This is a genomic window from Rathayibacter tritici (genome assembly GCF_002932875.1).
Classification (GTDB): domain Bacteria; phylum Actinomycetota; class Actinomycetes; order Actinomycetales; family Microbacteriaceae; genus Rathayibacter; species Rathayibacter tritici.
In genome coordinates this window covers 91,437-103,754 of record NZ_PSWS01000039.1, presented here as the reverse complement: position 1 = coordinate 103,754, position 12,318 = coordinate 91,437, and the positions used below count along the sequence as shown (strand labels likewise).

Below are 12,318 nucleotides of genomic sequence, written 5' to 3'. Positions count from 1 at the left end.
CGCCGCCTCCACGCCGGTTGCGAAGTCGACGCCAGAGAAGGTCTCGCCGACGTCGAAGGCGGAGCCGTCGCGGTTGTAGCTGCGGTGGTCCTCCGGAGCGAAGGTGGTCTCGGTCGTGTACCGGCCGCTGAGCAGGCCGGAGGCGAGCGGGACGCGGGCGAGGATGCCGACGCCGGCCTCGCGGGCGGCGGGCAACACCTCGTCGAGCGGCTTCAGGCGGAACGCATTCAGGATGATCTGGACGCTCGCGACGTTCGGGCGGGCGATCGCGGTGAGCGCCTCCTCAGTGCGCTCGACCGAGACGCCGTAGGCCGCGATCGCGCCCTCGGCCACGAGGGTGTCCAACGCGTCGTAGACCGCGTCGTCGGAGTAGACGGAGGTGGGCGGGCAGTGCAGCTGCACCAGGTCGAGGGTGTCGACGCGGAGGTTCGCGCGCGAGCGGTCGGTCCAGGCGCGGAAGTTCTCGAGCACGTAATTCGCGGGGATCTGCTCGGCGCGACGGCCCATCTTCGTGGCGACGACGACCTTCGCGTCCGGATGCGCTGCGCGGTAGGCGCCGATCGTGCGCTCGCTGCGGCCGTCGCCGTACACATCCGCGGTGTCGAAGAGGGTGACCCCCGACTCGACGGCGGCGTCGAGCACGGCGAGCGCGTCGGTCTCGGCGACGTCCCCCCAGTCGGCACCGAGCTGCCAGGTTCCGAGGCCGACGACGGAGACAGGGGCGCCGGTGCGTCCGAGGATTCGAGTGTCCATTGCTCCACCGTAGGTGCCGCCCGGGGAGCGGCGGACCCCCTTGCGCGTGCCCTAACGTCGAGGGCATGTCCCTCCTCGTGCTCGGTAGCGCCAACCTCGATCACGTCCACCGGGTCGCCCGCATCCCTGGGCCGGGAGAGACGGTACTCGCCCTCGACGCGCGCACTTTCCCCGGCGGCAAGGGGCTGAACCAGGCCGTCGCGGCGGCCCGCACCCAGCCGGGCACCGTCTTCGTCACGAGCCTCGGCCACGACTCCGCGGGCGACGAGCTCGCCGCAGTCCTCGACGCCGAGCCCCTGGAGCTGCGCGCGCGCCGAGGAGACGTCCGTACCGGCACCGCCCAGATCACCGTCGACGAGCGGGGGGAGAACGCGATCGTCGTCGACTCCGGCGCGAACGCCGCTCTGGTCGGGCTGACCGCGAAGGAGTCGGCGCTCGTCGCGGCGGCCGACGCCGTCCTCCTGCAGCTCGAGATCCCGACCGCGACGGTGACGGAGGCGGCCCGCGCCGCGCGCGCAGGCGGCGCCACGACGATCCTGAACGCCGCTCCGATCGGCCCGCTACCCGAGGAGCTACTGGCGGCGCTGGATGTGCTGATCGTCAACGAGCACGAGGCGCGCGAGCTCGCCGCCGACCGGGGCCTGGGCGGAGACGACGACGATGCACTCGCCGCGGCCCTCACCGCGCTGGTGCCGCTCGTGCTGGTCACACTCGGCTCCGACGGCGTCGTCGTGGCGGTCCGCGGCCGCTCGCCGATTCGCACCCCGGCCTTCCCGGTGGAGGCGGTGGACACCACCGGCGCCGGCGACACCTTCTGCGGCGCGTTCGCGGCCCGCCTCGCGGCGACCGGAGCCGATGACCCGGAGCACCTGGTCGCCCTCAGCCGCTGGGCGAGCGCGGCCGCTGCGATCTCGGTCACCCGGCACGGGGCTGCGGTCTCCGCGCCGACCGCGGCCGAAACGGAGGCGTTTCTCGCCGAGCGCCGCTGAGCGCTGCCGTCGATCAGTCGACCGCGGCGACCCGCACGCTCACCCGGGGCGATAACTGCGGATGCTCGCGGACGCACCACTCGCGCACCACGGCTCCGATCGCGCGCGCCACATCGGGCGCCGACGCCTCGTCCGTCACACAGAAGTCCACGGCCACCGCCACCTCCTCGCCCGCCACGCGGACCAGCACCGGAGCGGCGAAGGTCCCGCCGCTCGCGGTCCCGAGCGGCCCGACCACGACGCCCGTAGCGCTCAGCACCGCGGCCGCGTGAGCGAGCACGTCGCGCACCTCCGGCCGCGCGGGCACGAGCGCGGCGACACCGTCGAGGGCGCGCAGCTCTGCGGCGAGCGCCGTCACGGGATCAGCGGCCGACGCGGACTCGAGGCCGCTCACGACTCCTCCGGCCCGGGGACGTAGACGTCCTGCACGCGGACGTCGATCCTGACCACCCGCAGCTCGGTCTGGGTCAGCAGCCGCGAGTGCACGCGCTCGCGCACCTGCTGGGCGGCCTCGGCGATCGGGACGCCCCAGAAGACCGAGATCGTCAGATCCACCACGACCTCCGCGCCCGGTTCGGCGACGTCGCCCAACAGGCGGCAGCGGCCCACCAGCACACCGGCGACACTGTCGCCCGCCTCGCGCACCAGTCCGCGGACCGCGCCCTCAGTGATGGTGAGCAAGACGTCGGGCTGGACGCTCGCCAGCGGAATGTCGCGGCCGGCCCGCGCCTCGCGGCGCACCTGGGTCAGGATCGAGCCGAACCAGCTCTCGTGCGGAGCGGGCAGGCGCGCGGCGTCGTCGTCGATGAGCGCGCTGGAGAGAGCGCGCACCCGCTGGAGGGCGCGGAGCGTACGGCGGTGCTCGGGCGATTCCTCGATGACAGGGTCGTACGGCGAGCGCCCTCGGTCGAGGTAGTCGCTCAGCTCGTCGATGCCGATGCCGTCGCCCTCCTGGTCGGGCGCGGTCGGCAGCACGACATCGTGCTCCACCGCGCTCTCCTGCCCGTCGCCGGGACCCTGGTCCGCGTTCATCGCGTCTGCTCCCTCATCGCCAGTCCTCCATCGCCACGACCAGCGACTCGCGCGCGCGAGCGAGCTTGCCCCGCACGGCGGTCACCGTGAGACCGAGGTGATCGGCGATCTCGTGGTACGACTCTCCGCCGACCTCGCGCAGCAGCCAGCACTGTCGCTGCGACTCCGGCAGCTCAGAGAGGGCGTGCGCGAGCGCCCGCATGGCGCCGCTCTGCTCGGCGGCCTCGAAGGGGCCGGGCTCTCGCGACGCCGGGTGCTCCACGGCGTCGACGTCGTCGGTGGGGCGGCGCTGGCGCAGCAGGTCGACGCTGGCGCGGCTGACGATCCGCATCATCCAACTGCGCACGCTCGCCGGCTCCTTGAGCTGAGGCAGCTGCTCCCAGACCGTCATCAGGGCGTTCTGCACCGCGTCGGACGCGTCAGCCTGCGAGCCCGTGAACCGCCAGGCGTAGGCACGCAGGATCGACTGGTGCCGCTTGACGAGCACCTCGAAGGCGCGGACGTCGCCCTCGGCGGAACGCTCAGCGAGCAGCGCATCGCTCGCCGCTTCCAGTCCGGGCACGGCGCCTCCTCCCTGCTCTTGCAGCCTCGGGCCACTCTCAGGTGACGGTCAGGAAAAAGGTGATCCGACACCGTGACGAACGGCCTCCGGGCTCCGTCCCACCTATGAAAGCACAGCCCGAGCGGAATTCCGCCGGACTGAGAACCTCGGTCCGCCCCGTAGCGGCGGCCGCAGAGACGGTCAGGAGACACCATGAGCGACACCACGCGCACCCCCTCCACCCCCCGCGTCGACAAGGCGTCGGTCGATAAGACCTCCGTCGGCAAGACGTCGGTCGACACGGTCACGAGCCTCGGCGGCTCGCAGACCTCCGGTACTGCCCAGGGCACCACGGTCATCGACGACAGCGTCGTGGCTAAGGTCGCCGGCATCGCCGCCCGCCAGGTTCCCGGCGTCTTCGCCCTCGGTAACAACGCCGCCCGTGCCTTCGGCGCGATCCGCCAGGTCGTCGGAGGCGCCGACCACGCGCAGGGCGTCAGCGTCGAGGTCGGCGAGACCCAGGTCGCGGCCGACGTCACGATCGTCGTCGAGTACCCGGTTCCGATGCAGAAGGTGGCCGACTCCGTCCGCTCCGCTGTCTCCGAGGCCATCACCGAGCTGGTCGGCATGGCCGTCGCCGAGATCAACGTCGCGATCGTCGACGTGCACATCCCGGGCGAGGACAAGGACGACGAGGCCGCCGAGAGCCGCGTCCGATGAGCGACGTCCAGCGCCCCGCACCCGGTGGCCGCAGTACCGTCCTCGGCGTCGTGGTCGGCGCGGTCCTCGCCTTCGCGGCCCTGATGTTCGGCTTCTGGGGCTTCGTCCTCACCGCCGTCTTCATGGCACTGGGCATCGTGATCGCTCGCATCGCCGACGGCTCCCTCGACGTGCGCAGCCTCGTGGACGTGTTCCGCGGCCGCACTACCTCCCGCTAGGAGCCGCCGTGACCGCTCTCGACACGCCTTCCGCATCGCCGGTGGCGGGCACCGTCACCATCACCGTCCGCTCCATCGAGCGCGCGGCCGTCGCGATCGCGCACGAGGAGCTGGGCGTGGAAGTCTCGGCCATCCGCGTCCGCCTCTCGGACGATCACGGCGGCCTCGCGCTCGCGGTGACCGCCCCGGTCGTCCTCGAGTCCGGTGCCGTTCCCGCGGGCGGATCACTGCTCGAGCGCCTGCACGGCGACCGCGCCCGTATCGCCTCCCGGATGGAGGCACTGACCGGGCGCACCGTCAGCCGGATCGACATCCGGGTCACCGGCACCCGCACCCGGAGCACGAGGAGAGTCGTATGAGCCCGTCGGCCCCCACCACCCGCTACCGCCGCTACCTCCGCCGCGAGACCCATCGGTCTCGTTCGGCCGCGCAGATCGTCGTCCTGGTGCTGATCGCCCTGGTCGCCGCCTACGTCGGCACGGAGGCGGTTCTCGCCGTCCTCGGCGCCAGTGCTCTGCTCGCCACTCCCTCGGCGCTGCTCGGCGGGATCGTCGGAGTCGCGTCTCTTGCGAACACCGCTCTCATCGGGCTCGCGGTCGGCGCGGGCGTCCTCGCCCTCGTCCTGCTGGTGCTCGCGCTGGCGCCCGGCTCGCGTGCGCGCCACACCGTCGACAACGACCGCCTCGCCGTGGTCGTGGACGACGGCGTGATCGCCTCCGCGCTCGCCCGCACCGCCCGTACGGCCGCTCACTCCCGTCGCGAGGACACTCGCGCCTCGCTCGGTCGCCGCACGGCACTGGTCGACGTGACCCCCGCCTCGGGTATCGCCGTCGACCGCGATGCGGTGCAGAGTGCTGTCGACGACGAGCTCGGCCGCATCGCCGCCTCGCCCACCCCGCGCGCCACCGTCCGCATCTCGACGTCCGGGAGGATCTGATGACCACGAGCAACCGCTTCGTCAACCGCCTCGTCCTCTTCGTCGTGGGCCTCGTGCTCGCGGCCGTCAGCGTGGGGGCCGTCCTGATCGCCGTCGCGCAGCCGGTCCGTGACTCGATGCTCTCCTTCGCAGACGGCCAGGGCGCCGACCTGGTCTCGCGCCTCTCGCCAGAACAGGGCACCGCGTGGAGCGATGCGGCGGTCCTCTGGCCGCTCTACGCCATCGTCGGGATCTGCCTGCTCGGCATCGTCCTGGCGCTCGTGATGGCCTTCGCCCACGGCCGCGGCCGCACCACGACGGTCCTCCGCGAGGAGGCCGAGGACGGGCCTGCCGGCGGGATCGAGATTGCGACCGGCTTCGCCGAGGACGTGCTCGAGAACGCTCTCGCCGGACGCACCGAATTGCTCGATGTCACGGTCGCGGCCTACCGGCACGGCTCGGACACCGCGCTCAAGGTCCGGGTCCTCCCCCGCGCCGGGGTCTCGCCGCGGACCGTCGTCGACGCGGTGCATCACGAGGTGATCGCCCTCGACACCCTGCTGGGTGCTCGCCTGCCGGTTCTGCTCGAGATCGCGTCCAGCGCCCGGGCCGGGTTCTCGAAGGAGGATCGGGTCGCCTGACCCGCCACGCTCGTCGGTACCCACCGGCGGGCGATCATACGGAACAGACGCAGCCCTTGACGGGTGCAGACGACACGAATCGCAGCCGTGAATCGTGTCGGCAAGGCCAGGGAGGCCGTCGGCAAGCTGACCCACAGCGAAGGGGCCGTCACCGCATCAGCGGAGGCGGCCCCTTCGCTGTCACCGCATCAGATTCCCCAGAACGTGATCCGGGCGGCGGAGGCCGAGTCGATGCTCTGGTCGTAGTTGTCGGCGGTGTGCGAGGAGTAGAGGATCGTGTCGCCGTCGACTCTCGTCACAACGCCGGTGTGGTCCCAGTCGCCCGAGCCGTTCCAGTCGAACTGGACGATGTCGCCCGGCTTCACCAGGTTCCGCTCCGAGTTCGAGATCGGCGTCGCGCGCTCGGGATGCGCCTCGAGATAGGCGTGGAACGCGGTGGAGGACGCCCAGGCCGAGCTGTAACCGCGGGAGGAGGAGTAGCTCCACTCGCCGTCCATCTCCCAGCCGCGGGCGATCAGCGACTGCGAGGCGAAGTTGACGCAGTCGTTGCCCGGGATCACGCCGTACTGGGCTGAGTTGTCGTCGCTCCAGTAGGTGCGGAGGTAATCGAGCTGGGAGGCGAGGCGGCTCGCGTCGAGCGCGGCCTGCGCCTTCGCAGCCTCGATCGCCGGGTCGGGCGTGTAGGCGAAGGTGATCGCCGAAGCGACGACCTTCGTGCTGGCGAGCACGCCGATCGCGGCGGAGCCGGACGCGGCGGCGGGCCCGGCAGAGGCGGGCCCGGCGGCGGCGGGCCCGGCAGTGGCGCTCGCGGTCGGAGCGGCGAGGTCGGTCGAGGCCTGCGCCGTGGTACCCGCCGCGGAATCCGACGTGTCGACGGCGGGCTGCACCGCATCGGCGGGGGCGCCGTCGACGGTGACCGCGGCGGCGGAGTCGGTGACCGCGTCGAAGGTGATCGGGTGGCCGTCGGCGTCGAAGAAGGCAACCGGGACCTCGCCCGTCGCCTCGCCGTCCGCAGGCGGAGCCGTGACCGTGATCTGGTCCCGGTTCTCCACGGCCACACTGCCCTCGGCGTCGCCGAACCGAACCGTGGCGACCGCGTCGAGGTTCGCTCCCTCGAGCGTGACGCTGGTGCCGCCCGCGACGGTGCCGGAAGTGGTCGAGACGGAGCTGAGCACGACCCGCGCGGAGGCGGTGGTCGCGGGGAGCACGGCGACGCCGGCCGCCGTCGGGGGAGCGGACGCCGACGCGGACCCCGACTCAGCGGAGGAGCCTGCGCCGACCGTGAGGCTCAGGCTCGAGGCGACGGCCACGACGACGAGGCCGCCGGAGACGGCGAGCACCATCGTGCGCGGAGAGGGGCGAAAGGGGCGGACGAAGGAGGCGCCGCGGCGGGCGGACGCGGTGCGAGTCCGGTGCCCCTCAGCCTCGTGGCGGTCGCGGCGGGAGGCGAAGGACGCCTCGCCGGCGAGCTGCGGCCGGGCCGGGGCCGAGGGTCGCGCGGCGGTGGCGAGAGCAGCGGCGGGGCGGAGGCGACCCTCGCGCTCGCGCAGGTCACGACGGGTGAGCGGCGCTGCGGGGGTCTCGGGGTGGTCGGCGGGCAGGGCGGAGCGGGTGGAACGAGGGGGCACAGAGAGATCTCACGGTTCGGCGGCCCAGCGGGGGGACCGGGCTCGGGAGCAGGGGAAGCGGTGATGTCACCAGGCGGGGTGGGCGACCGGTATGACCAGCCTCCGAAATCGCTCCGAGTAACAGTACGGTAACGAGCGGCGCGTGTCACGCCCGGTCGTGTCCGTCTGTCACCACGAGACCGGCTAGGACGTGGTCCCCGGCGCGTAATCGGGCGCATCCGGAAGGCCGAAAGCTCGCTCGAGCGTCTCGATACCGGAGTCGTGCAGGTAGCCGGCGAGCGGGGTGCCGACATAGCGCAGGTGGTACGGCTCCGACTCGTACCCCGTGATCGAGGTGGTGTCCGGCTTGTACCGCACCAGGAAGCCGAACCGGTGCGCGTTCGCGCCGACCCACTGTCCCTCCGCAGTGTCAACCCAGCAGATCTCGAGCGCGCACTCTCCCGATGCTCCGACCACGTCCACCGCCCAGCCCGTCTGGTGCTCGCTGTGCCCCGGGCGCGCGCTGGTGGCATCCGCTCCCGCTTGCCCGCGCGAGGACACCCAGCCCGCGTAGACACGGACCTGCGTGTCGTAGGAGCGGTAGGCGCTCTGCACGGCGAGCGAGAGGCCCGCCTCACTTCTGGCCGCAGTGAAGAGCGAGACGAGGGCGTCGGCCGTGGCCTGGCGCATCGGCTGGCGGTTGACGTAAGGCACGTCGGGGAAGGTCAGGTCGGCCGGGACGTAGTCGACAGGCGAGAGTGTCCGGAGCTTGTTGACGACGACCCAGGTGCTCGCCGGATCATCGACGGACTGCGCGCCGAGGTCGATCCCCGAGGAGGAGGGCGTCGGGGTCGGCTTCGCAGCGGCGGTGGCCGAGGCGGTCGTCGTAGCGGTGGTGAGGGGCGACGGCGGCACGGGCGTCGACGACGGGGGCGCGGCGCCGTTCCCGATGGCGGCTCCCACGCCCAGCGCAGTCAGGCCCGCCGCCGCGGCGACTCCTCCGATGACTAGGGCTCGGCGGCGGACCGGGCGAGGGCCGGTCGGCTCGTTCTCGTTCAGCGTCATCCTCCGAGCCTAGACAGACCCGGTGTCACGGGCCCGGAACACAGCGGGCGAAAGCACCGGCGAGCGGATCTGTCCACCCATGCCCCTCCGCGCGAGAGGCGCATATCCTCTAAGGATTCACATAAGCGGACCCCTAGCTTGAGTGACAGACACGACTCCGCGTGCGACCGCCCCTTCCGGCCGCACGGCCCCCCGGAGTCGTCGACGAGAGGACACCATGCTCCGACCCCTCACTGCGCCTTCCGTTCCTCTCGCTGCACTCGCACGGACGCTCGAGCTCGGGGGCGACGACGACCTCACGACCGAGATCAGCGGAGTCACACTGATCGCCTCCGATGTCGAACCAGGCGACCTCTTCGTCGCACTGCCCGGCGTGAACCGTCACGGCACCGACTTCGTCAAGCAGGCCGCCTCGCGCGGGGCGGCAGCCGTGCTCACCGACGGCGCAGGAGCGGCGTCCGCCCGAGCGACCGGGTTGCCCGTCCTCGTGGTCGACCAGCCGCGCTCGCGACTGGGTGCGATCGCCTCCGCCGTCTACGGCACGGCTGAACGCTCCCCGGTGCTCCTGGGCGTGACCGGCACCAACGGCAAGACGTCGACCGTGCACATGCTCGAGGGGATCCTCCGCCAGCTCGGCGTCGTCCCGGGCTTGAGCTCGACAGCCGAGCGCCACATCGGCGATACGTCGGTGACCAGCGGTCTCACCACACCGGAGGCCACCGAGCTGCACGCGCTGGTCGCCCGAATGGAGGAGGAGGGCGTCGGCGCCGCAGCAATCGAGGTCAGTGCGCAGGCTCTCACCCGGCACCGCGTCGACGGCGTCGTCTTCGACGTCGCGGGGTTCACCAACCTCAGCCACGACCATCTCGACGACTACGGCGACATGGACACCTACTTCGGCGAAAAGGCGCAGCTCTTCCGGCCCGATCGGGCCCGCCGCGCCGTTGTCTCGCTCGATTCCCCCGCTGGTGCCCGCCTCTGCGAGGTCGCCGGCGTGCCGATCACCACGATCACCTCCGTCCCCGGCGTGGACGCCGACTGGACCGTGACCGTGCTCGAGCAGCAGTTCGGCCGCACCCGGTTCCGGCTCGAGAACCGCGAGGGCCGCGCGATCACGACGTCCGTCCCGATCATCGGCGTGCACATGGCGGCCAATGCCGGTCTCGCCATCGCGATGCTGATCGAAGCCGGCTGGCCAATCGGTGAGATCCGTGCCGCCCTGCACCGCGACGGCGGAGTGGACGCCTCCCTTCCCGGACGCACCGAGCGCGTCTCGGGCGAGCGCGGTCCCACGGTGTACGTCGACTTCGGCCACAGCGCCGACGCCTTCGCGCGCACACTCGAAGCGGTTCGCGAGGTCACCCCGGGTCGCGTGATCATGGTCTTCGGGGCGGACGGCGATCGTGATGCGCTCAAGCGTCCCGCGATGGCCGAGGCCGCGGTCCTGGGCAGCGACGCGCTGGTGATCACCGATCACCACCCGCGCTTCGAGGACCCGGCCTCAATCCGTCGAACCCTCGTCGACGCCGCCCGCGCTGCCCGCCCGGATGCCGAGCTCCACGAGGTCGACGACCCCAAGCGCGCCATCCGCGTCGCCGTCTCCCTGGCGCACGAGGGCGACGCCATCCTCTGGGCCGGTCCCGGGCACCAGAACTACCGCGACATCCTCGGTGTCCGCACCCCCTACTCCGCGCGAGCGGAGGCGCGTGCTGCGCTGCGCGAGGCCGGCTGGGCGGACGAGGCGGTCCCGGCCACGGCGTGACCCGCGACTCCGGCGGACCTGAGATACTGCTCAGGTTGATGGGACCCCCTGTCGCAAACTTCACACGCGATGTAACTTTGCGCAGCACGCAACGTTTGCGGCGGATTGCCGTGCCTGGACGCGTCCGCCAGACAAGGGGACCACCGTGGCCGACTCCGCCTCCGCTCCATCCGCCGCGACCGCGACGCCCTCCGGCGCCGTGATGTCGCACCGCCAGATCCTGTTCGTCATCTTCGGCCTGATGGCCGGGATGTTCCTTTCTTCGCTCGACCAGACGATCGTCGGCACCTCGATGCGCACCATCGCGGACGACCTCGACGGCCTCTCGCAGCAGGCGTGGGTGACCACTGCCTACCTGATCGTCTCGACGATCGCGACGCCCATCTACGGCAAGCTCTCCGACATCTTCGGCCGCCGGCCGCTCTACCTGATCGCGATCGTCCTGTTCCTGATCGGTTCGACTCTCGCGGGCTTCTCGACCTCGATGCTCGGCCTCGCCGGCTTCCGCGCCGTGCAGGGCCTCGGCGCCGGCGGATTGATGTCGCTCGCGCTCACCGTGATGGGCGACATCCTCCCCCCGCGCGAGCGCGCTAAGTATCAGGGCTACTTCCTCGCCGTCTTCGGCATCTCGAGCGTCGTCGGCCCCCTCATCGGCGGCCTGCTCGCCGGCACTCCCGAAATCCTCTTCATCACCGGGTGGCGCTGGGTCTTCCTGATCAACCTGCCGATCGGCGCCGTGGCGCTGTTCATCGTGGTCCGCTTCCTGCACCTCCCCAAGCCCGCCGGCAAGCGCTCGGTGCGGATCGACTGGTGGGGCGCCTCGCTCGTGGTCATCGCCGCCGGCCCGCTGCTGTTGATCGCGGAGCAGGGCCGGGAGTGGGGCTGGGGCTCGCCGATCGCCTGGGTCTGCTACCTCGTCGGCGCGCTGGGTATCGTCGGCTTCATCGCGGCCGAGCGGCTGATGGGCGACGACGCGCTGATCCCGCTCAAGCTCTTCCGCTCGCCCACCTTCTCGATGGCGACCGTGCTGGGCGTCCTGGTCGGCTTCGGCATGTTCGGCGGCATGATGGCGATCCCGCTGTACCTGCAGCTGGTCAATGGTGCCACGCCGACCGAGTCCGGCTTCCTGATGCTGCCGATGATCCTTGGCTTGATGATCGCCTCGATCGTCTCGGGGCAGATCATCTCGCGTACCGGCCGTTACCGGGCCTTCCCGATCGTCGGCACCTTCCTGATGTCGGCCGCGTTCCTCTACTTCAGCTTCGTGACGATCGACAAGCCCGTGATCTTCATGATGGGCGGGATGCTGCTGCTGGGCCTGGGGCTCGGGCAGATGATGCAGACCCTTACCCTGGCCTCGCAGAACTCGGTCGACGTGGCGAACATGGGAGTCGCGACCAGCGCCTCGACGTTCTTCCGACAGATCGGCGGCACGCTGGGCACCGCCGTCATCTTCTCGGTGCTGTTCAGCCGCATCCCCGAGACCATCGCCGCAGCGTTCAGGAACCCGGTGCTCTCGGCCGACCTGCAGCGGGCGGCCACCGACCCGGCCGTCGTCGCGGACCCGGCCAACGCCGACATCCTGAAGCTGCTCCAGTCGCAGGACACCGCGGCGATCGGCTCCGCTCTCGACGGAGACACCTCGTTCCTGAACACGGCGGACCGCGCCCTCTCTGCTCCGTTCCTGACCGGGTTCAACGACGCGACGGTGACCGTCTTCCAGGTCGCGCTGGGCGTCGTCCTGCTGGCCTTCGTGCTCTCGTGGTTCCTCAAGACCCCGCCGCTGCGGGCGAAGTCGGCCATGCAGGAGGCGCACGACCAGGCCGCCGAGGACAGCGCCGAGGAGCTGCGGCGCACCGATCCGCAGCTCGCCGCGCGCGCCGGTGCCGACCTGGCCGCTGGCAGCATCGAGCCGGACGTCCGAACGGATTCTGTCCCGACCGCCGGGCCGCGGGACGGGCACGGCGACCACCGCGGCTGAGCGTGCGGCGCCGACCGGTCGCCGCGCCTGGGTCCCCCTCCGAGGCATCGCCTTCGCCGCTCGGACACCGCGCTCATCGCGGTGTCCGGGCTC

The 12,318-nt window shown here is 71.7% G+C and carries 14 protein-coding genes; 8 read left to right on the top strand and 6 right to left on the bottom strand.

Translation table 11 applies throughout. The annotated features are described in order from the left end of the window. The coding region (locus C5D07_RS06135) for an aldo/keto reductase (RefSeq protein ID WP_104258941.1) at nt 1-753 on the bottom strand (753 nt) is incomplete at its 3' end. Nucleotides 754-818: 65 nt separating this feature from the next. On the opposite strand from C5D07_RS06135, the gene C5D07_RS06130 reads away from it, so the two are divergent. Then, entirely contained in the window at nt 819-1,742 is a 924-nt protein-coding gene (locus C5D07_RS06130; protein ID WP_104258940.1) for a ribokinase, read from the top strand. A 13-nt stretch (nt 1,743-1,755) separates the two neighbouring features. Here C5D07_RS06130 and C5D07_RS06125 read toward each other — a convergent pair whose 3' ends face one another. From C5D07_RS06125 to C5D07_RS06115, 3 genes are read right to left on the bottom strand one after another with little or no spacing between them, the layout of a single operon-like run. Beyond that, complete coding sequence (locus C5D07_RS06125) at nt 1,756-2,136, bottom strand: hypothetical protein (RefSeq protein WP_068251334.1); 381 nt, start codon at nt 2,134-2,136, stop codon at nt 1,756-1,758. Further along, nucleotides 2,133-2,774 (bottom strand): Asp23/Gls24 family envelope stress response protein, encoded by a 642-nt coding sequence (locus C5D07_RS06120; RefSeq protein ID WP_084415768.1) that lies wholly within the window; start codon nt 2,772-2,774, stop codon nt 2,133-2,135. Before C5D07_RS06120 ends, C5D07_RS06125 begins: the two co-directional genes overlap by 4 nt. Before the next feature lie 13 nt (nt 2,775-2,787). Beyond that, nucleotides 2,788-3,336, bottom strand: coding sequence for an RNA polymerase sigma factor (locus C5D07_RS06115; RefSeq protein ID WP_068251331.1), 549 nt, complete (start codon nt 3,334-3,336; stop codon nt 2,788-2,790). A 192-nt stretch (nt 3,337-3,528) separates the two neighbouring features. Between C5D07_RS06115 and C5D07_RS06110 the strand changes: the two genes are divergently transcribed. Genes C5D07_RS06110 through C5D07_RS06090 form a run of 5 tightly spaced genes read left to right on the top strand, consistent with a single transcriptional unit; the run spans nt 3,529 to nt 5,810 of the window. After that, nucleotides 3,529-4,035: an Asp23/Gls24 family envelope stress response protein gene (locus C5D07_RS06110; RefSeq protein ID WP_068251328.1), complete on the top strand. Its 507-nt coding sequence runs from the start codon at nt 3,529-3,531 to the stop codon at nt 4,033-4,035. Next, a complete protein-coding gene (locus tag C5D07_RS06105) occupies nt 4,032-4,253 on the top strand; it encodes a DUF2273 domain-containing protein (protein WP_068251326.1) in 222 nt (73 codons plus the stop codon). Before C5D07_RS06110 ends, C5D07_RS06105 begins: the two co-directional genes overlap by 4 nt. 8 nt (nt 4,254-4,261) lie before the next feature. Next, complete coding sequence (locus C5D07_RS06100; RefSeq protein ID WP_068251323.1) at nt 4,262-4,612, top strand: hypothetical protein; 351 nt, start codon at nt 4,262-4,264, stop codon at nt 4,610-4,612. Then, nucleotides 4,609-5,190: a DUF6286 domain-containing protein gene (locus C5D07_RS06095; RefSeq protein ID WP_068251320.1), complete on the top strand. Its 582-nt coding sequence runs from the start codon at nt 4,609-4,611 to the stop codon at nt 5,188-5,190. The genes C5D07_RS06100 and C5D07_RS06095 overlap by 4 nt, the downstream gene beginning before the upstream one ends. Further along, on the top strand, nt 5,190-5,810 hold the full coding sequence (locus C5D07_RS06090; RefSeq protein ID WP_068251317.1) for a hypothetical protein: 621 nt from the start codon (nt 5,190-5,192) through the stop codon (nt 5,808-5,810). The genes C5D07_RS06095 and C5D07_RS06090 overlap by 1 nt, the downstream gene beginning before the upstream one ends. Nucleotides 5,811-5,998: 188 nt before the next feature. Here the strand turns inward: C5D07_RS06090 and C5D07_RS06085 are convergent, their stop codons facing one another. Together C5D07_RS06085 and C5D07_RS06080 are read right to left on the bottom strand one after the other, a co-directional pair. Further along, nucleotides 5,999-7,438 carry an amidase domain-containing protein gene (locus C5D07_RS06085; RefSeq protein WP_104258939.1) on the bottom strand — a complete coding sequence of 480 codons (1,440 nt, stop codon included), beginning with the start codon at nt 7,436-7,438 and terminating at the stop codon, nt 5,999-6,001. A 183-nt stretch (nt 7,439-7,621) separates the two neighbouring features. Next, on the bottom strand, nt 7,622-8,482 hold the full coding sequence (locus C5D07_RS06080) for a M15 family metallopeptidase (RefSeq protein WP_104258938.1): 861 nt from the start codon (nt 8,480-8,482) through the stop codon (nt 7,622-7,624). A 217-nt stretch (nt 8,483-8,699) separates the two neighbouring features. Between C5D07_RS06080 and C5D07_RS06075 the strand changes: the two genes are divergently transcribed. Together C5D07_RS06075 and C5D07_RS06070 are read left to right on the top strand one after the other, a co-directional pair. Beyond that, a complete protein-coding gene (locus tag C5D07_RS06075; RefSeq protein ID WP_104258937.1) occupies nt 8,700-10,244 on the top strand; it encodes a Mur ligase family protein in 1,545 nt (514 codons plus the stop codon). A 202-nt stretch (nt 10,245-10,446) separates the two neighbouring features. Continuing rightward, nucleotides 10,447-12,225 (top strand): MDR family MFS transporter, encoded by a 1,779-nt coding sequence (locus C5D07_RS06070; RefSeq protein WP_104258951.1) that lies wholly within the window; start codon nt 10,447-10,449, stop codon nt 12,223-12,225. Nucleotides 12,226-12,318 lie beyond the last annotated feature (93 nt).

Coding starts and splice junctions, on each gene's coding strand:
- C5D07_RS06070 (WP_104258951.1), top strand. CDS start 10,447: ATGTCGCACCGCCAGATCCTGTTCGTCATCTTCGGCCTGATGGCCGGG.
- C5D07_RS06095 (WP_068251320.1), top strand. CDS start 4,609: ATGAGCCCGTCGGCCCCCACCACCCGCTACCGCCGCTACCTCCGCCGC.
- C5D07_RS06120 (WP_084415768.1), bottom strand. CDS start 2,774: ATGAACGCGGACCAGGGTCCCGGCGACGGGCAGGAGAGCGCGGTGGAG.
- C5D07_RS06110 (WP_068251328.1), top strand. CDS start 3,529: ATGAGCGACACCACGCGCACCCCCTCCACCCCCCGCGTCGACAAGGCG.
- C5D07_RS06075 (WP_104258937.1), top strand. CDS start 8,700: ATGCTCCGACCCCTCACTGCGCCTTCCGTTCCTCTCGCTGCACTCGCA.
- C5D07_RS06105 (WP_068251326.1), top strand. CDS start 4,032: ATGAGCGACGTCCAGCGCCCCGCACCCGGTGGCCGCAGTACCGTCCTC.
- C5D07_RS06130 (WP_104258940.1), top strand. CDS start 819: ATGTCCCTCCTCGTGCTCGGTAGCGCCAACCTCGATCACGTCCACCGG.
- C5D07_RS06090 (WP_068251317.1), top strand. CDS start 5,190: ATGACCACGAGCAACCGCTTCGTCAACCGCCTCGTCCTCTTCGTCGTG.
- C5D07_RS06080 (WP_104258938.1), bottom strand. CDS start 8,482: ATGACGCTGAACGAGAACGAGCCGACCGGCCCTCGCCCGGTCCGCCGC.